Below are 25,149 nucleotides of genomic sequence, written 5' to 3'. Positions count from 1 at the left end.
AAGCCAGAGCTTTAATTAATAACGTAAGTTATTGATTAAAGCTTTTTGCTTTATGCTCTTTAACAATTTGGAAAGCTGACTGATTGATTACTTACGAGTAATTCAATCAAATTTAAAAGTTCTCAATGTTTATCTTTCATTAGATAAACACAACAAACACATTCAAGTGTCTTGTATTCGAATCAATGTTTACATTGATTCACAATTGAGTCCGGCAAACAGTCATCAAGAATTAACCCTTCTTGATGACAACCAAAAACCTTGGTTAGTTGCCATACGCTTGTTTGTCTTCACTTTTTAAAGTGAAAGCAAATAGAAACCCTTTCGGGTTGTATGGTTAAGTGACTAAGCGTACACGGTGGATGCCTTGGCAGTCAGAGGCGATGAAAGGCGTAATAACTTGCGATAAGCCCAGATTAGGTAGTAATAACCTTTTGAGTCTGGGATTCCTGAATGGGGAAACCCACTTACATAAGTAAGTATCCTGTTGTGAATACATAGCAACAGGAGGCAAACCGGGGGAACTGAAACATCTAAGTACCCCGAGGAAGAGAAATCAACCGAGATTCCGAAAGTAGCGGCGAGCGAAATTGGATTAGCCCTTAAGCTTTTAATGATGCAGGTGAAGAGTCTGGAAAGTCTCGCAATAAAGGGTGATAGCCCCGTAACCGACACATCATAATCAGTGAAAACGAGTAGGGCGGGACACGTGATATCCTGTCTGAATATGGGGGGACCATCCTCCAAGGCTAAATACTACTGACTGACCGATAGTGAACCAGTACCGTGAGGGAAAGGCGAAAAGAACCCCTGTGAGGGGAGTGAAATAGAACCTGAAACCGTGTACGTACAAGCAGTAGGAGCACCTTCGTGGTGTGACTGCGTACCTTTTGTATAATGGGTCAGCGACTTAATTTTAGTAGCAAGGTTAACCGTTTAGGGGAGCCGTAGGGAAACCGAGTCTTAACTGGGCGTACAGTTGCTAGGATTAGACCCGAAACCAGGTGATCTAGCCATGGGCAGGTTGAAGGTTGAGTAACATCAACTGGAGGACCGAACCGACTAATGTTGAAAAATTAGCGGATGACTTGTGGCTAGGGGTGAAAGGCCAATCAAACCTGGAGATAGCTGGTTCTCCCCGAAAGCTATTTAGGTAGCGCCTCGGACGAATACTACTGGGGGTAGAGCACTGTTAAGGCTAGGGGGTCATCCCGACTTACCAACCCTTTGCAAACTCCGAATACCAGTAAGTACTATCCGGGAGACACACGGCGGGTGCTAACGTCCGTCGTGGAGAGGGAAACAACCCAGACCGCCAGCTAAGGTCCCAAAGTATAGCTAAGTGGGAAACGATGTGGGAAGGCTCAGACAGCCAGGATGTTGGCTTAGAAGCAGCCATCATTTAAAGAAAGCGTAATAGCTCACTGGTCGAGTCGGCCTGCGCGGAAGATGTAACGGGGCTAAGCTATACACCGAAGCTGCGGCTACGTACCTTAGGGTATGTGGGGTAGGGGAGCGTTCTGTAAGCCGTTGAAGGTGGTCTGTAAGGGCTGCTGGAGGTATCAGAAGTGCGAATGCTGACATGAGTAACGATAAAGGGAGTGAAAAACTCCCTCGCCGGAAGACCAAGGGTTCCTGTCCAACGTTAATCGGGGCAGGGTAAGTCGACTCCTAAGGCGAGGCCGAAAGGCGTAGTCGATGGGAAACGGGTTAATATTCCCGTACTTCTTACAATTGCGATGGGGGGACGGAGAAGGCTAGGTGGGCCTGGCGACGGTTGTCCAGGTTCAAGTATGTAGGCGGAAAGTTTAGGTAAATCCGGACTTTCATTAACGCTGAGATACGATGTCGAGCTACTACGGTAGTGAAGTCATTGATGCCATGCTTCCAGGAAAAGCCTCTAAGCTTCAGATTGTAAGGAATCGTACCCCAAACCGACACAGGTGGTCGGGTAGAGAATACCAAGGCGCTTGAGAGAACTCGGGTGAAGGAACTAGGCAAAATGGTACCGTAACTTCGGGAGAAGGTACGCTCTTATCAGTGAAGTCCCTTGCGGATGGAGCAGACGAGAGTCGCAGATACCAGGTGGCTGCAACTGTTTATTAAAAACACAGCACTGTGCAAAATCGTAAGATGACGTATACGGTGTGACGCCTGCCCGGTGCCGGAAGGTTAATTGATGGGGTTAGACTTCGGTCGAAGCTCTTGATCGAAGCCCCGGTAAACGGCGGCCGTAACTATAACGGTCCTAAGGTAGCGAAATTCCTTGTCGGGTAAGTTCCGACCTGCACGAATGGCGTAATGATGGCCACGCTGTCTCCACCCGAGACTCAGTGAAATTGAAATCGCTGTGAAGATGCAGTGTACCCGCGGCTAGACGGAAAGACCCCGTGAACCTTTACTACAGCTTGGCACTGAACATTGAACCTACATGTGTAGGATAGGTGGGAGACTATGAAATTGCGTCGCTAGATGTGATGGAGTCGTCCTTGAAATACCACCCTTGTAGTTTTGATGTTCTAACGTTGGTCCCTGAATCGGGATTACGGACAGTGCCTGGTGGGTAGTTTGACTGGGGCGGTCTCCTCCCAAAGAGTAACGGAGGAGCACGAAGGTGGGCTAAACACGGTTGGACATCGTGTGGTTAGTGCAATGGCATAAGCCCGCTTGACTGCGAGAATGACAATTCGAGCAGGTGCGAAAGCAGGTCATAGTGATCCGGTGGTTCTGAATGGAAGGGCCATCGCTCAACGGATAAAAGGTACTCCGGGGATAACAGGCTGATACCGCCCAAGAGTTCATATCGACGGCGGTGTTTGGCACCTCGATGTCGGCTCATCACATCCTGGGGCTGAAGTCGGTCCCAAGGGTATGGCTGTTCGCCATTTAAAGTGGTACGCGAGCTGGGTTTAGAACGTCGTGAGACAGTTCGGTCCCTATCTGCCGTGGGCGTTGGAAAATTGAAAGGGGCTGCTCCTAGTACGAGAGGACCGGAGTGGACGAACCTCTGGTGTTCGGGTTGTCATGCCAATGGCATTGCCCGGTAGCTAAGTTCGGAATCGATAACCGCTGAAAGCATCTAAGCGGGAAGCGAGCCTTGAGATGAGTTTTCCCTGGCACTATAAGTGTCCTAAAGGGTTGTCGTAGACTACGACGTTGATAGGCAGGGTGTGTAAGTGCTGCGAGGCATTGAGCTAACCTGTACTAATTGCCCGTGAGGCTTAACCATACAACACCCAAGGGGTTTTGTGGACTCAGATATACCAGACCTTGAATGCGTTTGAAGAGAAATAACTTTTAGATAAGCTTTCCGAATTTTAAAATTTGCTTGGCGACCATAGCATTGTGGACCCACCTGATTCCATGCCGAACTCAGAAGTGAAACACAATAGCGCCGATGGTAGTGTGGGGTTTCCCCATGTGAGAGTAGGACATCGCCAGGCTTTAATTTCGACTTTGTCTATTTAATAGACAAGTCACCATAGAGTTCTAAGTTTTCTTAGAGTTTTATGTTGACTTTCAAAGTGGAAAGCGTATTATACGCGTCCTGCTTAAGTGCTAAGGCACTGAAAGCGTTCTCTTTTTAGAGAACACGCTCTTTAACAATTTAAACCTATCAATCTGTGTGGGCACTCGTTGATGAATATCAAAACGTTTTATCCTTTGGATAAAACAGTTACTTCGGTAACAAACTTGATTTCAATGAACTGAGTGACCAATACGAATAACTTCGGTTATTTGGCACAGTCAATTCATTACCATTCTGTTGGAATGGTAATAGCTTTAGAATTACATGTTCATTTTCGAATGAATATTAGTTTTGAAGTCAGTATTCGTTGAGTCACAAAATCTTAAATTGAAGAGTTTGATCATGGCTCAGATTGAACGCTGGCGGCAGGCCTAACACATGCAAGTCGAGCGGAAACGACACTAACAATCCTTCGGGTGCGTTAATGGGCGTCGAGCGGCGGACGGGTGAGTAATGCCTAGGAAATTGCCTTGATGTGGGGGATAACCATTGGAAACGATGGCTAATACCGCATAATGCCTACGGGCCAAAGAGGGGGATCTTCGGACCTCTCGCGTCAAGATATGCCTAGGTGGGATTAGCTAGTTGGTGAGGTAATGGCTCACCAAGGCGACGATCCCTAGCTGGTCTGAGAGGATGATCAGCCACACTGGAACTGAGACACGGTCCAGACTCCTACGGGAGGCAGCAGTGGGGAATATTGCACAATGGGCGAAAGCCTGATGCAGCCATGCCGCGTGTATGAAGAAGGCCTTCGGGTTGTAAAGTACTTTCAGTTGTGAGGAAGGGGGTAACGTTAATAGCGTTATCTCTTGACGTTAGCAACAGAAGAAGCACCGGCTAACTCCGTGCCAGCAGCCGCGGTAATACGGAGGGTGCGAGCGTTAATCGGAATTACTGGGCGTAAAGCGCATGCAGGTGGTTCATTAAGTCAGATGTGAAAGCCCGGGGCTCAACCTCGGAACTGCATTTGAAACTGGTGAACTAGAGTGCTGTAGAGGGGGGTAGAATTTCAGGTGTAGCGGTGAAATGCGTAGAGATCTGAAGGAATACCAGTGGCGAAGGCGGCCCCCTGGACAGACACTGACACTCAGATGCGAAAGCGTGGGGAGCAAACAGGATTAGATACCCTGGTAGTCCACGCCGTAAACGATGTCTACTTGGAGGTTGTGGCCTTGAGCCGTGGCTTTCGGAGCTAACGCGTTAAGTAGACCGCCTGGGGAGTACGGTCGCAAGATTAAAACTCAAATGAATTGACGGGGGCCCGCACAAGCGGTGGAGCATGTGGTTTAATTCGATGCAACGCGAAGAACCTTACCTACTCTTGACATCCAGAGAAGCCAGCGGAGACGCAGGTGTGCCTTCGGGAACTCTGAGACAGGTGCTGCATGGCTGTCGTCAGCTCGTGTTGTGAAATGTTGGGTTAAGTCCCGCAACGAGCGCAACCCTTATCCTTGTTTGCCAGCGAGTAATGTCGGGAACTCCAGGGAGACTGCCGGTGATAAACCGGAGGAAGGTGGGGACGACGTCAAGTCATCATGGCCCTTACGAGTAGGGCTACACACGTGCTACAATGGCGCATACAGAGGGCAGCAAGCTAGCGATAGTGAGCGAATCCCAAAAAGTGCGTCGTAGTCCGGATTGGAGTCTGCAACTCGACTCCATGAAGTCGGAATCGCTAGTAATCGTGAATCAGAATGTCACGGTGAATACGTTCCCGGGCCTTGTACACACCGCCCGTCACACCATGGGAGTGGGCTGCAAAAGAAGTGGGTAGTTTAACCTTTCGGGGAGGACGCTCACCACTTTGTGGTTCATGACTGGGGTGAAGTCGTAACAAGGTAGCCCTAGGGGAACCTGGGGCTGGATCACCTCCTTATACGAAGATAGTCACGATGAGTGTCCACACAGATTGATTAGGTTTAGAAAGTAAAAGAGACGATATTGGGTCTGTAGCTCAGCTGGTTAGAGCGCTCGCCTGATAAGCGGGAGGTCGGTGGTTCGAGTCCACTCAGACCCACCAATATCGACTGGATACAAAGATGGGGCTATAGCTCAGCTGGGAGAGCGCCTGCCTTGCACGCAGGAGGTCTGCGGTTCGATCCCGCATAGCTCCACCATCTTTAAGTGTTTTTATCTGAAAATATTTAAAAATGGTTTCGAAAGAAATCTAGCTCTTTAACAATTTGGAAAGCTGACTGATTGATTTACTTACGAGTAATTCAATCAAATTTAAAAGTTCTCAATGTTTATCTTTCATTAGATAAACACAACAAACACATTCAAGTGTCTTGTATTCGAATCAAACTTTAGTTTGATTCACAATTGAGTCCGGCAAACAGTTATCAGGAATTAACCCTTCTTGATGACAACCAAAAACCTTGGTTAGTTGCCATACTAGTTTGTTTTCACTTTTCAAAAGTGAAAGTAAAACAGAGACCCTTTCGGGTTGTATGGTTAAGTGACTAAGCGTACACGGTGGATGCCTTGGCAGTCAGAGGCGATGAAAGGCGTAATAACTTGCGATAAGCCCAGATTAGGTAGTAATAACCTTTTGAGTCTGGGATTCCTGAATGGGGAAACCCACTTGCATAAGCAAGTATCCTGTTGTGAATACATAGCAACAGGAGGCAAACCGGGGGAACTGAAACATCTAAGTACCCCGAGGAAGAGAAATCAACCGAGATTCCGAAAGTAGCGGCGAGCGAAATTGGATTAGCCCTTAAGCTTTTAATGATGCAGGTGAAGAGTCTGGAAAGTCTCGCAATAAAGGGTGATAGCCCCGTAACCGACACATCATAATCAGTGAAAACGAGTAGGGCGGGACACGTGATATCCTGTCTGAATATGGGGGGACCATCCTCCAAGGCTAAATACTACTGACTGACCGATAGTGAACCAGTACCGTGAGGGAAAGGCGAAAAGAACCCCTGTGAGGGGAGTGAAATAGAACCTGAAACCGTGTACGTACAAGCAGTAGGAGCACCTTCGTGGTGTGACTGCGTACCTTTTGTATAATGGGTCAGCGACTTAATTTTAGTAGCAAGGTTAACCGTTTAGGGGAGCCGTAGGGAAACCGAGTCTTAACTGGGCGTACAGTTGCTAGGATTAGACCCGAAACCAGGTGATCTAGCCATGGGCAGGTTGAAGGTTGAGTAACATCAACTGGAGGACCGAACCGACTAATGTTGAAAAATTAGCGGATGACTTGTGGCTAGGGGTGAAAGGCCAATCAAACCTGGAGATAGCTGGTTCTCCCCGAAAGCTATTTAGGTAGCGCCTCGGACGAATACTACTGGGGGTAGAGCACTGTTAAGGCTAGGGGGTCATCCCGACTTACCAACCCTTTGCAAACTCCGAATACCAGTAAGTACTATCCGGGAGACACACGGCGGGTGCTAACGTCCGTCGTGGAGAGGGAAACAACCCAGACCGCCAGCTAAGGTCCCAAAGTATAGCTAAGTGGGAAACGATGTGGGAAGGCTCAGACAGCCAGGATGTTGGCTTAGAAGCAGCCATCATTTAAAGAAAGCGTAATAGCTCACTGGTCGAGTCGGCCTGCGCGGAAGATGTAACGGGGCTAAGCTATACACCGAAGCTGCGGCTACGTACCTTAGGGTATGTGGGGTAGGGGAGCGTTCTGTAAGCCGTTGAAGGTGGTCTGTAAGGGCTGCTGGAGGTATCAGAAGTGCGAATGCTGACATGAGTAACGATAAAGGGAGTGAAAAACTCCCTCGCCGGAAGACCAAGGGTTCCTGTCCAACGTTAATCGGGGCAGGGTAAGTCGACTCCTAAGGCGAGGCCGAAAGGCGTAGTCGATGGGAAACGGGTTAATATTCCCGTACTTCTTACAATTGCGATGGGGGGACGGAGAAGGCTAGGTGGGCCTGGCGACGGTTGTCCAGGTTCAAGTATGTAGGCGGAAAGTTTAGGTAAATCCGGACTTTCATTAACGCTGAGATACGATGTCGAGCTACTACGGTAGTGAAGTCATTGATGCCATGCTTCCAGGAAAAGCCTCTAAGCTTCAGATTGTAAGGAATCGTACCCCAAACCGACACAGGTGGTCGGGTAGAGAATACCAAGGCGCTTGAGAGAACTCGGGTGAAGGAACTAGGCAAAATGGTACCGTAACTTCGGGAGAAGGTACGCTCTTATCAGTGAAGTCCCTTGCGGATGGAGCAGACGAGAGTCGCAGATACCAGGTGGCTGCAACTGTTTATTAAAAACACAGCACTGTGCAAAATCGTAAGATGACGTATACGGTGTGACGCCTGCCCGGTGCCGGAAGGTTAATTGATGGGGTTAGACTTCGGTCGAAGCTCTTGATCGAAGCCCCGGTAAACGGCGGCCGTAACTATAACGGTCCTAAGGTAGCGAAATTCCTTGTCGGGTAAGTTCCGACCTGCACGAATGGCGTAATGATGGCCACGCTGTCTCCACCCGAGACTCAGTGAAATTGAAATCGCTGTGAAGATGCAGTGTACCCGCGGCTAGACGGAAAGACCCCGTGAACCTTTACTACAGCTTGGCACTGAACATTGAACCTACATGTGTAGGATAGGTGGGAGACTATGAAATTGCGTCGCTAGATGTGATGGAGTCGTCCTTGAAATACCACCCTTGTAGTTTTGATGTTCTAACGTTGGTCCCTGAATCGGGATTACGGACAGTGCCTGGTGGGTAGTTTGACTGGGGCGGTCTCCTCCCAAAGAGTAACGGAGGAGCACGAAGGTGGGCTAAACACGGTTGGACATCGTGTGGTTAGTGCAATGGCATAAGCCCGCTTGACTGCGAGAATGACAATTCGAGCAGGTGCGAAAGCAGGTCATAGTGATCCGGTGGTTCTGAATGGAAGGGCCATCGCTCAACGGATAAAAGGTACTCCGGGGATAACAGGCTGATACCGCCCAAGAGTTCATATCGACGGCGGTGTTTGGCACCTCGATGTCGGCTCATCACATCCTGGGGCTGAAGTCGGTCCCAAGGGTATGGCTGTTCGCCATTTAAAGTGGTACGCGAGCTGGGTTTAGAACGTCGTGAGACAGTTCGGTCCCTATCTGCCGTGGGCGTTGGAAAATTGAAAGGGGCTGCTCCTAGTACGAGAGGACCGGAGTGGACGAACCTCTGGTGTTCGGGTTGTCATGCCAATGGCATTGCCCGGTAGCTAAGTTCGGAATCGATAACCGCTGAAAGCATCTAAGCGGGAAGCGAGCCTTGAGATGAGTTTTCCCTGGCACTATAAGTGTCCTAAAGGGTTGTCGTAGACTACGACGTTGATAGGCAGGGTGTGTAAGTGCTGCGAGGCATTGAGCTAACCTGTACTAATTGCCCGTGAGGCTTAACCATACAACACCCAAGGGGTTTTGTGGACTCAGATATACCAGACCTTGAATGCGTTTGAAGAGAAATAACTTTTAGATAAGCTTTCCGAATTTTAAAATTTGCTTGGCGACCATAGCATTGTGGACCCACCTGATTCCATGCCGAACTCAGAAGTGAAACACAATAGCGCCGATGGTAGTGTGGGGTTTCCCCATGTGAGAGTAGGACATCGCCAGGCTTTAATTTCGACTTTGTCTATTTAATAGACAAGTCACCATAGAGTTCTAAGTTTTCTTAGAGTTTTATGTTGACTTTCAAAGTGGAAAGCGTATTATACGCGTCCTGCTTAAGTGCTAAGGCACTGAAAGCGTTCTCTTTTTAGAGAACACGCTCTTTAACAATTTAAACCTATCAATCTGTGTGGGCACTCGTTGATGAATATCAAAACGTTATTGGTTCTTTTTCGAAAGAGCGTAATAACAGTTACTTCGGTAACAAACTTGATTTCAATGAACTGAGTGACCAATACAAAATTAAGTTTACTTAATTTTGGCACAGTCAATTCATTACCATTCTGTTGGAATGGTAATAGCTTTAGAATTACATGTTCATGTTTACATGAATATTAGTTTTGAAGTCAGTATTCGTTGAGTCACAAAATCTTAAATTGAAGAGTTTGATCATGGCTCAGATTGAACGCTGGCGGCAGGCCTAACACATGCAAGTCGAGCGGAAACGACAACATTGAATCTTCGGAGGATTTGTTGGGCGTCGAGCGGCGGACGGGTGAGTAATGCCTAGGAAATTGCCTTGATGTGGGGGATAACCATTGGAAACGATGGCTAATACCGCATAATGCCTACGGGCCAAAGAGGGGGACCTTCGGGCCTCTCGCGTCAAGATATGCCTAGGTGGGATTAGCTAGTTGGTGAGGTAATGGCTCACCAAGGCGACGATCCCTAGCTGGTCTGAGAGGATGATCAGCCACACTGGAACTGAGACACGGTCCAGACTCCTACGGGAGGCAGCAGTGGGGAATATTGCACAATGGGCGAAAGCCTGATGCAGCCATGCCGCGTGTATGAAGAAGGCCTTCGGGTTGTAAAGTACTTTCAGTTGTGAGGAAGGGGGTAACGTTAATAGCGTTATCTCTTGACGTTAGCAACAGAAGAAGCACCGGCTAACTCCGTGCCAGCAGCCGCGGTAATACGGAGGGTGCGAGCGTTAATCGGAATTACTGGGCGTAAAGCGCATGCAGGTGGTTCATTAAGTCAGATGTGAAAGCCCGGGGCTCAACCTCGGAACTGCATTTGAAACTGGTGAACTAGAGTGCTGTAGAGGGGGGTAGAATTTCAGGTGTAGCGGTGAAATGCGTAGAGATCTGAAGGAATACCAGTGGCGAAGGCGGCCCCCTGGACAGACACTGACACTCAGATGCGAAAGCGTGGGGAGCAAACAGGATTAGATACCCTGGTAGTCCACGCCGTAAACGATGTCTACTTGGAGGTTGTGGCCTTGAGCCGTGGCTTTCGGAGCTAACGCGTTAAGTAGACCGCCTGGGGAGTACGGTCGCAAGATTAAAACTCAAATGAATTGACGGGGGCCCGCACAAGCGGTGGAGCATGTGGTTTAATTCGATGCAACGCGAAGAACCTTACCTACTCTTGACATCCAGAGAAGCCAGCGGAGACGCAGGTGTGCCTTCGGGAACTCTGAGACAGGTGCTGCATGGCTGTCGTCAGCTCGTGTTGTGAAATGTTGGGTTAAGTCCCGCAACGAGCGCAACCCTTATCCTTGTTTGCCAGCGAGTAATGTCGGGAACTCCAGGGAGACTGCCGGTGATAAACCGGAGGAAGGTGGGGACGACGTCAAGTCATCATGGCCCTTACGAGTAGGGCTACACACGTGCTACAATGGCGCATACAGAGGGCAGCAAGCTAGCGATAGTGAGCGAATCCCAAAAAGTGCGTCGTAGTCCGGATTGGAGTCTGCAACTCGACTCCATGAAGTCGGAATCGCTAGTAATCGTGAATCAGAATGTCACGGTGAATACGTTCCCGGGCCTTGTACACACCGCCCGTCACACCATGGGAGTGGGCTGCAAAAGAAGTGGGTAGTTTAACCTTTCGGGGAGGACGCTCACCACTTTGTGGTTCATGACTGGGGTGAAGTCGTAACAAGGTAGCCCTAGGGGAACCTGGGGCTGGATCACCTCCTTATACGAAGATAGTCACGATGAGTGTCCACACAGATTGATGGTTTAGATTTAGTTAAAGCCAGAGCTTTAATTAATAACGTAAGTTATTGATTAAAGCTTTTTGCTTTATGCTCTTTAACAATTTGGAAAGCTGACTGATTGATTTACTTACGAGTAATTCAATCAAATTTAAAAGTTCTCAATGTTTATCTTTCATTAGATAGACACAACAAACACATTCAAGTGTCTTGTATTCGAATCAATGTTTACATTGATTCACAATTGAGTCCAGCAAACAGTTATCAAGAATTAACCCTTCTTGATGACAACCAAAAACCTTGGTTAGTTGCCATACGCTAAGACCCTTTCGGGTTGTATGGTTAAGTGACTAAGCGTACACGGTGGATGCCTTGGCAGTCAGAGGCGATGAAAGGCGTAATAACTTGCGATAAGCCCAGATTAGGTAGTAATAACCTTTTGAGTCTGGGATTCCTGAATGGGGAAACCCACTTGCATAAGCAAGTATCCTGTTGTGAATACATAGCAACAGGAGGCAAACCGGGGGAACTGAAACATCTAAGTACCCCGAGGAAGAGAAATCAACCGAGATTCCGAAAGTAGCGGCGAGCGAAATTGGATTAGCCCTTAAGCTTTTAATGATGCAGGTGAAGAGTCTGGAAAGTCTCGCAACAAAGGGTGATAGCCCCGTAACCGACACATCATAATCAGTGAAAACGAGTAGGGCGGGACACGTGATATCCTGTCTGAATATGGGGGGACCATCCTCCAAGGCTAAATACTACTGACTGACCGATAGTGAACCAGTACCGTGAGGGAAAGGCGAAAAGAACCCCTGTGAGGGGAGTGAAATAGAACCTGAAACCGTGTACGTACAAGCAGTAGGAGCACCTTCGTGGTGTGACTGCGTACCTTTTGTATAATGGGTCAGCGACTTAATTTTAGTAGCAAGGTTAACCGTTTAGGGGAGCCGTAGGGAAACCGAGTCTTAACTGGGCGTACAGTTGCTAGGATTAGACCCGAAACCAGGTGATCTAGCCATGGGCAGGTTGAAGGTTGAGTAACATCAACTGGAGGACCGAACCGACTAATGTTGAAAAATTAGCGGATGACTTGTGGCTAGGGGTGAAAGGCCAATCAAACCTGGAGATAGCTGGTTCTCCCCGAAAGCTATTTAGGTAGCGCCTCGGACGAATACTACTGGGGGTAGAGCACTGTTAAGGCTAGGGGGTCATCCCGACTTACCAACCCTTTGCAAACTCCGAATACCAGTAAGTACTATCCGGGAGACACACGGCGGGTGCTAACGTCCGTCGTGGAGAGGGAAACAACCCAGACCGCCAGCTAAGGTCCCAAAGTATAGCTAAGTGGGAAACGATGTGGGAAGGCTCAGACAGCCAGGATGTTGGCTTAGAAGCAGCCATCATTTAAAGAAAGCGTAATAGCTCACTGGTCGAGTCGGCCTGCGCGGAAGATGTAACGGGGCTAAGCTATACACCGAAGCTGCGGCTACGTACCTTAGGGTATGTGGGGTAGGGGAGCGTTCTGTAAGCCGTTGAAGGTGGTCTGTAAGGGCTGCTGGAGGTATCAGAAGTGCGAATGCTGACATGAGTAACGATAAAGGGAGTGAAAAACTCCCTCGCCGGAAGACCAAGGGTTCCTGTCCAACGTTAATCGGGGCAGGGTAAGTCGACTCCTAAGGCGAGGCCGAAAGGCGTAGTCGATGGGAAACGGGTTAATATTCCCGTACTTCTTACAATTGCGATGGGGGGACGGAGAAGGCTAGGTGGGCCTGGCGACGGTTGTCCAGGTTCAAGTATGTAGGCGGAAAGTTTAGGTAAATCCGGACTTTCATTAACGCTGAGATACGATGTCGAGCTACTACGGTAGTGAAGTCATTGATGCCATGCTTCCAGGAAAAGCCTCTAAGCTTCAGATTGTAAGGAATCGTACCCCAAACCGACACAGGTGGTCGGGTAGAGAATACCAAGGCGCTTGAGAGAACTCGGGTGAAGGAACTAGGCAAAATGGTACCGTAACTTCGGGAGAAGGTACGCTCTTATCAGTGAAGTCCCTTGCGGATGGAGCAGACGAGAGTCGCAGATACCAGGTGGCTGCAACTGTTTATTAAAAACACAGCACTGTGCAAAATCGTAAGATGACGTATACGGTGTGACGCCTGCCCGGTGCCGGAAGGTTAATTGATGGGGTTAGACTTCGGTCGAAGCTCTTGATCGAAGCCCCGGTAAACGGCGGCCGTAACTATAACGGTCCTAAGGTAGCGAAATTCCTTGTCGGGTAAGTTCCGACCTGCACGAATGGCGTAATGATGGCCACGCTGTCTCCACCCGAGACTCAGTGAAATTGAAATCGCTGTGAAGATGCAGTGTACCCGCGGCTAGACGGAAAGACCCCGTGAACCTTTACTACAGCTTGGCACTGAACATTGAACCTACATGTGTAGGATAGGTGGGAGACTATGAAATTGCGTCGCTAGATGTGATGGAGTCGTCCTTGAAATACCACCCTTGTAGTTTTGATGTTCTAACGTTGGTCCCTGAATCGGGATTACGGACAGTGCCTGGTGGGTAGTTTGACTGGGGCGGTCTCCTCCCAAAGAGTAACGGAGGAGCACGAAGGTGGGCTAAACACGGTTGGACATCGTGTGGTTAGTGCAATGGCATAAGCCCGCTTGACTGCGAGAATGACAATTCGAGCAGGTGCGAAAGCAGGTCATAGTGATCCGGTGGTTCTGAATGGAAGGGCCATCGCTCAACGGATAAAAGGTACTCCGGGGATAACAGGCTGATACCGCCCAAGAGTTCATATCGACGGCGGTGTTTGGCACCTCGATGTCGGCTCATCACATCCTGGGGCTGAAGTCGGTCCCAAGGGTATGGCTGTTCGCCATTTAAAGTGGTACGCGAGCTGGGTTTAGAACGTCGTGAGACAGTTCGGTCCCTATCTGCCGTGGGCGTTGGAAAATTGAAAGGGGCTGCTCCTAGTACGAGAGGACCGGAGTGGACGAACCTCTGGTGTTCGGGTTGTCATGCCAATGGCATTGCCCGGTAGCTAAGTTCGGAATCGATAACCGCTGAAAGCATCTAAGCGGGAAGCGAGCCTTGAGATGAGTTTTCCCTGGCACTATAAGTGTCCTAAAGGGTTGTCGTAGACTACGACGTTGATAGGCAGGGTGTGTAAGTGCTGCGAGGCATTGAGCTAACCTGTACTAATTGCCCGTGAGGCTTAACCATACAACACCCAAGGGGTTTTGTGGACTCAGATGTACAGACCTTGAATGCGTTTGAAGAGAAATACTTTTATAGCTCTATTAAATAGAGAAGCAGCTTTCCGAATTTTAAAATTTGCTTGGCGACCATAGCATTGTGGACCCACCTGATTCCATGCCGAACTCAGAAGTGAAACACAATAGCGCCGATGGTAGTGTGGGGTTTCCCCATGTGAGAGTAGGACATCGCCAGGCTTTAATTTCGACTTTGTCTATTTAATAGACAAGTCACCATAGAGTTCTAAGTTTCTTAGAGTTTTATGTTGACTTTCAAAGTGGAAAGCGTATTATACGCGTCCTGCTTAAGTGCTAAGGCACTGAAAGCGTTCTCTTTTTAGAGAACACGCTCTTTAACAATTTAAACCTATCAATCTGTGTGGGCACTCGTTGATGAATATCAAAACGTCATTCTTAGGAATGGCAGTTACTTCGGTAACAAAATTGATTTCAATGAACTGAGTGACCAATACAAAATTAAGTTTACTTAATTTTGGCACAGTCAATTCATTACCATTCTGTTGGAATGGTAATAGCTTTAGAATTACATGTTTCTGTTCTTTTTCGAAAGAGCGGTAAATATTAGTTTTGAAGTCAGTATTCGTTGAGTCACAAAATCTTAAATTGAAGAGTTTGATCATGGCTCAGATTGAACGCTGGCGGCAGGCCTAACACATGCAAGTCGAGCGGAAACGACACTAACAATCCTTCGGGTGCGTTAATGGGCGTCGAGCGGCGGACGGGTGAGTAATGCCTAGGAAATTGCCTTGATGTGGGGGATAACCATTGGAAACGATGGCTAATACCGCATAATGCCTACGGGCCAAAGAGGGGGATCTTCGGACCTCTCGCGTCAAGATATGCCTAGGTGGGATTAGCTAGTTGGTGAGGTAATGGCTCACCAAGGCGACGATCCCTAGCTGGTCTGAGAGGATGATCAGCCACACTGGAACTGAGACACGGTCCAGACTCCTACGGGAGGCAGCAGTGGGGAATATTGCACAATGGGCGAAAGCCTGATGCAGCCATGCCGCGTGTATGAAGAAGGCCTTCGGGTTGTAAAGTACTTTCAGTTGTGAGGAAGGGGGTAACGTTAATAGCGTTATCTCTTGACGTTAGCAACAGAAGAAGCACCGGCTAACTCCGTGCCAGCAGCCGCGGTAATACGGAGGGTGCGAGCGTTAATCGGAATTACTGGGCGTAAAGCGCATGCAGGTGGTTCATTAAGTCAGATGTGAAAGCCCGGGGCTCAACCTCGGAACTGCATTTGAAACTGGTGAACTAGAGTGCTGTAGAGGGGGGTAGAATTTCAGGTGTAGCGGTGAAATGCGTAGAGATCTGAAGGAATACCAGTGGCGAAGGCGGCCCCCTGGACAGACACTGACACTCAGATGCGAAAGCGTGGGGAGCAAACAGGATTAGATACCCTGGTAGTCCACGCCGTAAACGATGTCTACTTGGAGGTTGTGGCCTTGAGCCGTGGCTTTCGGAGCTAACGCGTTAAGTAGACCGCCTGGGGAGTACGGTCGCAAGATTAAAACTCAAATGAATTGACGGGGGCCCGCACAAGCGGTGGAGCATGTGGTTTAATTCGATGCAACGCGAAGAACCTTACCTACTCTTGACATCCAGAGAAGCCAGCGGAGACGCAGGTGTGCCTTCGGGAACTCTGAGACAGGTGCTGCATGGCTGTCGTCAGCTCGTGTTGTGAAATGTTGGGTTAAGTCCCGCAACGAGCGCAACCCTTATCCTTGTTTGCCAGCGAGTAATGTCGGGAACTCCAGGGAGACTGCCGGTGATAAACCGGAGGAAGGTGGGGACGACGTCAAGTCATCATGGCCCTTACGAGTAGGGCTACACACGTGCTACAATGGCGCATACAGAGGGCAGCAAGCTAGCGATAGTGAGCGAATCCCAAAAAGTGCGTCGTAGTCCGGATTGGAGTCTGCAACTCGACTCCATGAAGTCGGAATCGCTAGTAATCGTGAATCAGAATGTCACGGTGAATACGTTCCCGGGCCTTGTACACACCGCCCGTCACACCATGGGAGTGGGCTGCAAAAGAAGTGGGTAGTTTAACCTTTCGGGGAGGACGCTCACCACTTTGTGGTTCATGACTGGGGTGAAGTCGTAACAAGGTAGCCCTAGGGGAACCTGGGGCTGGATCACCTCCTTATACGAAGATAGTCACGATGAGTGTCCACACAGATTGATTAGGTTTAGAAAAGCAAAGAGATGAAGAACTCCCAAGTTCTTCGAAGTTTGTTTCTACTTTTTAAAGTAGAGATAAATTGCAGTGTCCCGTTCGTCTAGAGGCCTAGGACACCGCCCTTTCACGGCGGTAACAGGGGTTCGACTCCCCTACGGGATACCATTGGGTCGTTAGCTCAGTTGGTAGAGCAGTTGACTTTTAATCAATTGGTCGCAGGTTCGAATCCTGCACGACCCACCATTCTTTCTCCGCGAAGGAATTAAAACTATCGTGGGCGATTAGCTCAGTTGGGAGAGCACCTGCCTTACAAGCAGGGGGTCACTGGTTCGAGCCCGGTATCGCCCACCATTCTCTAAAAATTCTTGGTTATATTCATATCCAAACCACTTCTTTTGTCGTTGGTTGGTATGTTTGACCCTGAGAGTCTTTAGAAAATGTGAATTTTAGAACACTGGTTCTTAAAGTCTCATGCTCTTTAACAATTTGGAAAGCTGACTGATTGATTTACTTACGAGTAATTCAATCAAATTTAAAAGTTCTCAATGTTTATCTGCTCTTATTTAATAAGAACGGTATAAACACAACAAACACATTCAAGTGTCTTGTATTCGAATCAATGTTTACATTGATTCACAATTGAGTCCGGCAAACAGTCATCAGGAATTAACCCTTCTTGATGACAACCAAAAACCTTGGTTAGTTGCCATACGCTAAGACCCTTTCGGGTTGTATGGTTAAGTGACTAAGCGTACACGGTGGATGCCTTGGCAGTCAGAGGCGATGAAAGGCGTAATAACTTGCGATAAGCCCAGATTAGGTAGTAATAACCTTTTGAGTCTGGGATTCCTGAATGGGGAAACCCACTTACATAAGTAAGTATCCTGTTGTGAATACATAGCAACAGGAGGCAAACCGGGGGAACTGAAACATCTAAGTACCCCGAGGAAGAGAAATCAACCGAGATTCCGAAAGTAGCGGCGAGCGAAATTGGATTAGCCCTTAAGCTTTTAATGATGCAGGTGAAGAGTCTGGAAAGTCTCGCAATAAAGGGTGATAGCCCCGTAACCGACACATCATAATCAGTGAAAACGAGTAGGGCGGGACACGTGATATCCTGTCTGAATATGGGGGGACCATCCTCCAAGGCTAAATACTACTGACTGACCGATAGTGAACCAGTACCGTGAGGGAAAGGCGAAAAGAACCCCTGTGAGGGGAGTGAAATAGAACCTGAAACCGTGTACGTACAAGCAGTAGGAGCACCTTCGTGGTGTGACTGCGTACCTTTTGTATAATGGGTCAGCGACTTAATTTTAGTAGCAAGGTTAACCGTTTAGGGGAGCCGTAGGGAAACCGAGTCTTAACTGGGCGTACAGTTGCTAGGATTAGACCCGAAACCAGGTGATCTAGCCATGGGCAGGTTGAAGGTTGAGTAACATCAACTGGAGGACCGAACCGACTAATGTTGAAAAATTAGCGGATGACTTGTGGCTAGGGGTGAAAGGCCAATCAAACCTGGAGATAGCTGGTTCTCCCCGAAAGCTATTTAGGTAGCGCCTCGGACGAATACTACTGGGGGTAGAGCACTGTTAAGGCTAGGGGGTCATCCCGACTTACCAACCCTTTGCAAACTCCGAATACCAGTAAGTACTATCCGGGAGACACACGGCGGGTGCTAACGTCCGTCGTGGAGAGGGAAACAACCCAGACCGCCAGCTAAGGTCCCAAAGTATAGCTAAGTGGGAAACGATGTGGGAAGGCTCAGACAGCCAGGATGTTGGCTTAGAAGCAGCCATCATTTAAAGAAAGCGTAATAGCTCACTGGTCGAGTCGGCCTGCGCGGAAGATGTAACGGGGCTAAGCTATACACCGAAGCTGCGGCTACGTACCTTAGGGTATGTGGGGTAGGGGAGCGTTCTGTAAGCCGTTGAAGGTGGTCTGTAAGGGCTGCTGGAGGTATCAGAAGTGCGAATGCTGACATGAGTAACGATAAAGGGAGTGAAAAACTCCCTCGCCGGAAGACCAAGGGTTCCTGTCCAACGTTAATCGGGGCAGGGTAAGTCGACTCCTAAGGCGAGGCCGAAAGGCGTAGTCGATGGGAAACGGGTTAATATTCCCGTACTTCTTACAATTGCGATGGGGGGACGGAGAAGGCTAGGTGGGCCTGGCGACGGTTGTCCAGGTTCAAGTATGTAGGCGGAAAGTTTAGGTAAATCCGGACTTTCATTAACGCTGAGATACGATGTCGAGCTACTACGGTAGTGAAGTCATTGATGCCATGCTTCCAGGAAAAGCCTCTAAGCTTCAGATTGTAAGGAATCGTACCCCAAACCGACACAGGTGGTCGGGTAGAGAATACCAAGGCGCTTGAGAGAACTCGGGTGAAGGAACTAGGCAAAATGGTACCGTAACTTCGGGAGAAGGTACGCTCTTATCAGTGAAGTCCCTTGCGGATGGAGCAGACGAGAGTCGCAGATACCAGGTGGCTGCAACTGTTTATTAAAAACACAGCACTGTGCAAAATCGTAAGATGACGTATACGGTGTGACGCCTGCCCGGTGCCGGAAGGTTAATTGATGGGGTTAGACTTCGGTCGAAGCTCTTGATCGAAGCCCCGGTAAACGGCGGCCGTAACTATAACGGTCCTAAGGTAGCGAAATTCCTTGTCGGGTAAGTTCCGACCTGCACGAATGGCGTAATGATGGCCACGCTGTCTCCACCCGAGACTCAGTGAAATTGAAATCGCTGTGAAGATGCAGTGTACCCGCGGCTAGACGGAAAGACCCCGTGAACCTTTACTACAGCTTGGCACTGAACATTGAACCTACATGTGTAGGATAGGTGGGAGACTATGAAATTGCGTCGCTAGATGTGATGGAGTCGTCCTTGAAATACCACCCTTGTAGTTTTGATGTTCTAACGTTGGTCCCTGAATCGGGATTACGGACAGTGCCTGGTGGGTAGTTTGACTGGGGCGGTCTCCTCCCAAAGAGTAACGGAGGAGCACGAAGGTGGGCTAAACACGGTTGGACATCGTGTGGTTAGTGCAATGGCATAAGCCCGCTTGACTGCGAGAATGACAATTCGAGCAGGTGCGAAAGCAGGTCATAGTGATCCGGTGGTTCTGAATGGAAGGGCCATCGCTCAACGGATAAAAGGTACTCCGGGGATAACAGGCTGATACCGCCCAAGAGTTCATATCGACGGCGGTGTTTGGCACCTCGATGTCGGCTCATCACATCCTGGGGCTGAAGTCGGTCCCAAGGGTATGGCTGTTCGCCATTTAAAGTGGTACGCGAGCTGGGTTTAGAACGTCGTGAGACAGTTCGGTCCCTATCTGCCGTGGGCGTTGGAAAATTGAAAGGGGCTGCTCCTAGTACGAGAGGACCGGAGTGGACGAACCTCTGGTGTTCGGGTTGTCATGCCAATGGCATTGCCCGGTAGCTAAGTTCGGAATCGATAACCGCTGAAAGCATCTAAGCGGGAAGCGAGCCTTGAGATGAGTTTTCCCTGACGCTATAAGCGTCCTAAAGGGTTGTCGTAGACTACGACGTTGATAGGCAGGGTGTGTAAGTGCTGCGAGGCATTGAGCTAACCTGTACTAATTGCCCGTGAGGCTTAACCATACAACACCCAAGGGGTTTTGTGGACTCAGATGTACCAGACCTTGAATGCGTTTGAAGAGAAATACTTTTATAGCTCTATTAAATAGAGAAGCAGCTTTCCGAATTTTAAAATTTGCTTGGCGACCATAGCATTGTGGACCCACCTGATTCCATGCCGAACTCAGAAGTGAAACACAATAGCGCCGATGGTAGTGTGGGGTTTCCCCATGTGAGAGTAGGACATCGCCAGGCTTTAAATTAAATCTTTAGGTTGACCGACCTGGGGATATGGACGCTCACTTAGTGAGTTGACCACTGCGGAGTGGTAGTTCAGTTGGTTAGAATACCGGCCTGTCACGCCGGGGGTCGCGGGTTCGAGTCCCGTCCACTCCGCCACTTATTAGAAAAGCCCTGCTAGAAATAGCAGGGCTTTTTTACATCTCAATAAAAGTGTTTTGCCCTTCGGCCGAATGAGTCCCACAAAGGGTTTGCCTGAAGTCCGCAACCCCGTCCATTCCACTACTTATTAGAAAGCCTAGTCTGACGACTAGGCTTTCGTCGTTTCTGACGTACTAGCTTTTGGACTTTGGTTACAGACCTTATCGCTACATATTGAGGTGTCTCTCTAGATAGTGGGAGGCTCGTGCTGTTTTACATTTAAACCTGACGAATTGAGATGGTTACTTCTAACTCTTTTTGCTACAGCCTCTAAAGATAACTGAGTCTCAAATTAGACTAATCTAAGCACAACTGAGCTTAAGGGGGGATCTATCACGCAGTTCCTCGCTGTAGTGAGTGGCGTAGGATATAGAAAGTAATTGTCGATTGAGTTGGTATCTTACTTGGTTGTTATTTGTATCTGATAGCTGAATCTTAATTATTAGGCTGACTAAGAAAGGTAGATACTTGGAGATTTAAGCGTTGGCACTAGTCTTGAGTAAATAGAGAAATTACATCAAACAAACTTATCTCGCAGATACAAAAACGCCTAGCGTTTACTAGGCGTTGATAAATAATGTTTCTAATACATCGACTACAATATTTGTTTAAGGACTCTATCGGCTTTGACACGAGTGATCTTACGAATCAACTTCTGAACCTCCATCGGATAGCTCTCAACCTTGTCCAATTGCTTATAAGTGCAGATTAGCTGAGTGTGTTGAAGAATATTATCTACTTCAGCCTGGAACTTGTCTGTTAGATGATGGTAGTTATCTTGGATAAAGATACCGTTTTCTAGATCCAGTTTCCATGCTCGAGGATTTAGGTTATTACCTGTTAGAAGCATGTAGCGCTTATCGACCCAAATACCCTTTAGATGGAAGCTATTTGAATCGTGTTGCCAAAGTCGAATCGAAAGGTTACGACTAGCAATATGAGCTTCGTTGGCTTTAGCAAAACGACGCAGGTTCAACTCGTAAAGGTATGGTAAACCACCAATCGTTTTAAACTCTTCCTCTGGGGAGATAAAGAAGTCATTGGCTGTCTTATCACCAACAACAATACTGACCTTTACGCCACGTTTAAGCGCTCTCTTTACTTCTTTTGCTAGACTCGGTGGGAAATTGAAGTAAGGCGTACAAATGAAGATCTCGTCTTTAGCCTGAGCGACAAGTTGATTGATTCCCTGATTCAGACGGTTACGTCTCTTGCCGATACCTACCAATGGTGTCACAGCGACTTGTTCGGGAGAAACATCTTGACCATCGAATTGATATTGAGATCTTGCTAACGATGCTCGGAACTGACGAATTGCAGGTTTCAGTTCTTTGGTAGCTGGTTTGTTCTTATCAGCCAAATCATAAACAGCAATGTCTGAGACCATCTGTTCGTGTACGTATGTAAACATTGTATCAGCAAGCGTTGCGTTGTTTAAAACGTGGTAACGATCAAAGCGATAGCGGTCATGGTAGTTCAGGTAGATATTGTTAAGGCTTGCACCGCTGTATATCACGCTGTCATCGACGATAAAGCCTTTTAAGTGCAATACGCCAAAGACTTCTTTGCCGCGAACTGGAATGCCATAGACGGGTACAGAGTGCTGATATTTTTCCGCAAACTCTTTATACATGGCTGCATTGCCTTCAGAAGACTCCGCGCCAATCAATCCACGTTGAGCTCTGTGCCAATCGACACACACACTCACATCTAATTCTGGATTCTTTTGCTTTGCTTCATATAAGGCAGTTAGGATCTCACGGCCAGCCTCATCATCTTCAAGATATAAAGCGACTAAACTAATACGAGTTGTTGCGCGAGATATCTCATCAAGTAAGCGAGCTCTAAACTCTTGCGCTGATAGTAGTACTTCAAACTTGTCAGGATTCTGCGCTATGGTTGGCAACTGTATGAATGGATTCCTACTGGCAATCATATTGACTGTTTTACCTTAAAAATATGCAAAATTGCGAACCTTCAATTTTACCAAAGGGATAGCATGAAATACTAGATAATCGAGGCATTCTCTAACAATTTTGCTGATAATGCATAGGAATGAGATCTTTTCCGCTATTCGAATAGCGCTCGTACAAAACTCTTAGGCCATTAGGAAGATCTGTTGGGTCTACTTGCATGAACTTGTGTCGAGAGTAAAAGTTGGTGAGATGAGCATAAGCAAAGCAATAATCGCTTTCTGTTAGCGTATGTTTCGCACAATAGTCCATAAGCAGAGAGCCTAATTGCTTACCACGATGTTGTTTTGATATCGCCATACCAGTAAGTAAGCGATTATCTTCAATGGTGCGAAAACGCACGACACCACAAAGCTCGTTATCTAGTAATAACGAATAGATCAGTTCACTCTTGTTCGCTTTTCCCGTTGGATAATGTTCCTTATAGAAACGTTTAACTAGGGGAACCTTTACTGGGTCTAATTGAGTAATGATGACATTGTTCATTCAGTCACTGCGCCATTGGTTTATCTGCTGTAGAATGATGGCAGTGTAAGTTAATTGAATATCGCCATGCAATTCCATCTCAATGCTAGTTTAAAAAATGTTCATACTTTTTCTATCGATCAGACCTGTGATGCGTTGGTTGAAGTAACCACGATCGACGAACTGATTTCGGTTTATAGGAATCCTAAATGGTCAACTTCACCTAAGTTAATTCTGGGTAAGGGCAGCAATATGCTTTTTACCAAGCATTTCGCTGGTTTGATCATTGTGAATAAATTAGCTGGGATTGAGCTGACCGAGACGGACCGTCATCACCTTTTGCATGTGAGTGGTGGTGAGGATTGGCCAAGCTTGGTTGAGTGGAGTGTTGATAAAGGTCTGGGTGGTCTAGAAAACCTCGCAATGATACCAGGTTGTTCAGGTTCTGCTCCGATTCAGAATATTGGTGCGTATGGTGTTGAACTGCAAGACGTATGCGAATATGTTGATATTCTTTATCTGGATACTTATACAGTTAAGCGGTTAAGCAAAGAGGAATGTCTCTTTGGCTACCGAGATTCTATTTTTAAACATGCTCTCTATGGCAAAGCGATTGTTGTTGCGATTGGTTTGACCCTACCTAAAGAGTGGAATCCATGTAATCACTATGGTCCGTTAAAAAGCCTACCAGCTGAGACTCTCTCTCCTCGTACTATATTTGATGAAGTATGCGCTATCCGTTCAAGTAAGTTGCCAGATCCTAGAGTCCAAGGCAATGCGGGTAGCTTCTTCAAAAACCCTGTGATCACCAAAGATCATTTTGATCGCTTGTTAGCTCTATATCCCAACATTGTCGGCTATGAGAGTAATGGCATGATCAAAGTAGCTGCAGGTTGGCTGATTGATCAATGCCAGTTCAAAGGCGTGACAGAAGGTGGGGCTCAAGTTCACCCAAACCAAGCATTAGTTATCATCAATTATGATGAGGCTTCTGCTGTGGATATCCTTAAGCTTGCAGAGCGAGTGCGTCAATCAGTCTTGAATAAATTCGATATTCGATTGGAACATGAAGTGCGTTTTATGGGACGAGACTGTGAGACAAACCTAGATAAAGCTTTGGAGTCATTGGCATGAGAGAGCACAGTACCAAGCTTGCACTATTGAGATGTCTTGCCGATGGTGAGTTTCATTCTGGTGAAGACTTAGGTGAAATGATCGGTGTATCACGAGCGGCTATCAGTAAGCACATTAAAGGTATCCAAGAGTGGGGGTTAGATATCTATCGAGTACAAGGCAAAGGTTATAAGCTAGCCAGTCGTTTAGATATGCTTGACCAAGAAAAATTGTCTGCTGTGAGTCGTGATGCTTCTCTTGAACTCATTCCAATCATAGGTTCAACAAACCAACACCTGTTAGAGCGTACTAATACCCTCGAATCGGGGTCGGTCTGTATTGCTGAATATCAAGCTGCAGGTCGTGGACGTCGTGGAAGAGAGTGGGTATCGCCATTTGGTGCAAATCTTTACCTTTCAATGTATTGGAGGCTTGATGCAGGCATGGCTGCCGCTATGGGGTTAAGCCTTGTCGTTGGCGTTGCTGTTGTTGAAGCCTTGGAAGAGATGGGTGTTGAAGGCGTTAAACTGAAATGGCCGAATGATCTTTACCATAATGACAAGAAACTCGCGGGTATTTTAGTCGAGTTGTCAGGACAGTCTGGTGGCGCTGCTCATATTGTTATTGGTTTGGGACTAAACCTGTCCATGGACCCGACAACATCAGGTATTGGTCAGCCGTGGACGTCTCTCAAAGAGGTCTGTGATGGAAAAGTGCCCGACCGTAACCAGTTAGCACAGGCTCTGATCAATGCTTGGGACAAGTCACTTGCCGACTATGAGTTGAAAGGGATGTCGAATTTTGTCGAACGCTGGAATCGTTTAGATAACTTCTTAGGTCGCAACGTTAGACTGATCATTGGACCTAGAGAAATAGAAGGTGTTGTACAGGGTATCGATGAACAAGGTGCCGTGCTGATCAAAACTGAGAACGGTGTTGAGAGCTATATCGGTGGAGAGATATCCCTAAGAAAAGGGGACTAAGAGGT

General features: G+C 47.8%; 4 protein-coding genes, 6 tRNA genes and 11 rRNA genes. 19 read left to right on the top strand and 2 right to left on the bottom strand.

The features are described from left to right. Positions 1-335: 335 nt before the first annotated feature. The 17 genes from OCU90_RS16630 (at position 336) to OCU90_RS16550 (ending at position 20,568) form a co-directional block, all read left to right on the top strand. Positions 336-3,229: ribosomal RNA gene (locus OCU90_RS16630) — 23S ribosomal RNA — on the top strand. Positions 3,230-3,327: 98 nt separating this feature from the next. Next, positions 3,328-3,443, top strand: a 5S ribosomal RNA gene (gene rrf, locus OCU90_RS16625). A 410-nt stretch (positions 3,444-3,853) separates the two neighbouring features. After that, positions 3,854-5,408: ribosomal RNA gene (locus OCU90_RS16620) — 16S ribosomal RNA — on the top strand. 67 nt (positions 5,409-5,475) lie between these two features. Further along, a tRNA-Ile gene (locus OCU90_RS16615) sits at positions 5,476-5,552 on the top strand. A gap of 21 nt (positions 5,553-5,573) precedes the next feature. Next, a tRNA-Ala gene (locus OCU90_RS16610) sits at positions 5,574-5,649 on the top strand. Between the two features lie 335 nt (positions 5,650-5,984). After that, positions 5,985-8,878: ribosomal RNA gene (locus OCU90_RS16605) — 23S ribosomal RNA — on the top strand. 98 nt (positions 8,879-8,976) lie between these two features. Next, positions 8,977-9,092 (top strand): 5S ribosomal RNA (gene rrf / locus OCU90_RS16600). A 426-nt stretch (positions 9,093-9,518) separates the two neighbouring features. After that, positions 9,519-11,073: ribosomal RNA gene (locus OCU90_RS16595) — 16S ribosomal RNA — on the top strand. 356 nt (positions 11,074-11,429) lie between these two features. Further along, positions 11,430-14,323 (top strand): 23S ribosomal RNA (locus tag OCU90_RS16590). Between the two features lie 114 nt (positions 14,324-14,437). Next, a 5S ribosomal RNA gene (gene rrf / locus OCU90_RS16585) occupies positions 14,438-14,553 on the top strand. A 423-nt stretch (positions 14,554-14,976) separates the two neighbouring features. Beyond that, positions 14,977-16,531: ribosomal RNA gene (locus tag OCU90_RS16580) — 16S ribosomal RNA — on the top strand. Positions 16,532-16,653: 122 nt separating this feature from the next. After that, positions 16,654-16,729: transfer RNA gene (locus OCU90_RS16575), tRNA-Glu, on the top strand. A 2-nt stretch (positions 16,730-16,731) separates the two neighbouring features. Continuing rightward, a tRNA-Lys gene (locus tag OCU90_RS16570) sits at positions 16,732-16,807 on the top strand. A gap of 32 nt (positions 16,808-16,839) precedes the next feature. Further along, positions 16,840-16,915, top strand: a tRNA-Val gene (locus tag OCU90_RS16565). A 384-nt stretch (positions 16,916-17,299) separates the two neighbouring features. Continuing rightward, a 23S ribosomal RNA gene (locus OCU90_RS16560) occupies positions 17,300-20,193 on the top strand. A 115-nt stretch (positions 20,194-20,308) separates the two neighbouring features. After that, a 5S ribosomal RNA gene (gene rrf / locus OCU90_RS16555) occupies positions 20,309-20,424 on the top strand. Together the 16S, 23S and 5S rRNA genes with 6 tRNA genes alongside form the textbook arrangement of a ribosomal RNA operon. A gap of 67 nt (positions 20,425-20,491) precedes the next feature. Next, positions 20,492-20,568, top strand: a tRNA-Asp gene (locus OCU90_RS16550). Between the two features lie 637 nt (positions 20,569-21,205). Here OCU90_RS16550 and pssA read toward each other — a convergent pair. Both pssA and OCU90_RS16540 read right to left on the bottom strand, forming a co-directional pair. Continuing rightward, on the bottom strand, positions 21,206-22,546 hold the full coding sequence (gene pssA / locus OCU90_RS16545; RefSeq protein WP_061023633.1) for a CDP-diacylglycerol--serine O-phosphatidyltransferase: 1,341 nt from the start codon (positions 22,544-22,546) through the stop codon (positions 21,206-21,208). Between the two features lie 91 nt (positions 22,547-22,637). Next, a complete protein-coding gene (locus tag OCU90_RS16540) occupies positions 22,638-23,069 on the bottom strand; it encodes a GNAT family N-acetyltransferase (protein ID WP_004736117.1) in 432 nt (143 codons plus the stop codon). 66 nt (positions 23,070-23,135) lie between these two features. Here OCU90_RS16540 and murB point away from each other — a divergent pair, with 66 nt between their 5' ends. Further along, positions 23,136-24,182 (top strand): UDP-N-acetylmuramate dehydrogenase, encoded by a 1,047-nt coding sequence (gene murB, locus OCU90_RS16535; RefSeq protein WP_061023630.1) that lies wholly within the window; start codon positions 23,136-23,138, stop codon positions 24,180-24,182. Then, a complete protein-coding gene (gene birA, locus OCU90_RS16530) occupies positions 24,179-25,144 on the top strand; it encodes a bifunctional biotin--[acetyl-CoA-carboxylase] ligase/biotin operon repressor BirA (protein WP_061023628.1) in 966 nt (321 codons plus the stop codon). Before murB ends, birA begins: the two co-directional genes overlap by 4 nt. Positions 25,145-25,149: the final 5 nt, after the last annotated feature.

Origin of the sequence: Vibrio splendidus, assembly GCF_024347615.1 — a bacterium.
Taxonomy (GTDB): domain Bacteria; phylum Pseudomonadota; class Gammaproteobacteria; order Enterobacterales; family Vibrionaceae; genus Vibrio; species Vibrio splendidus.
Note: the sequence above shows the minus strand (reverse complement) of the source record. Positions and strands in the feature narration are given on the sequence as shown.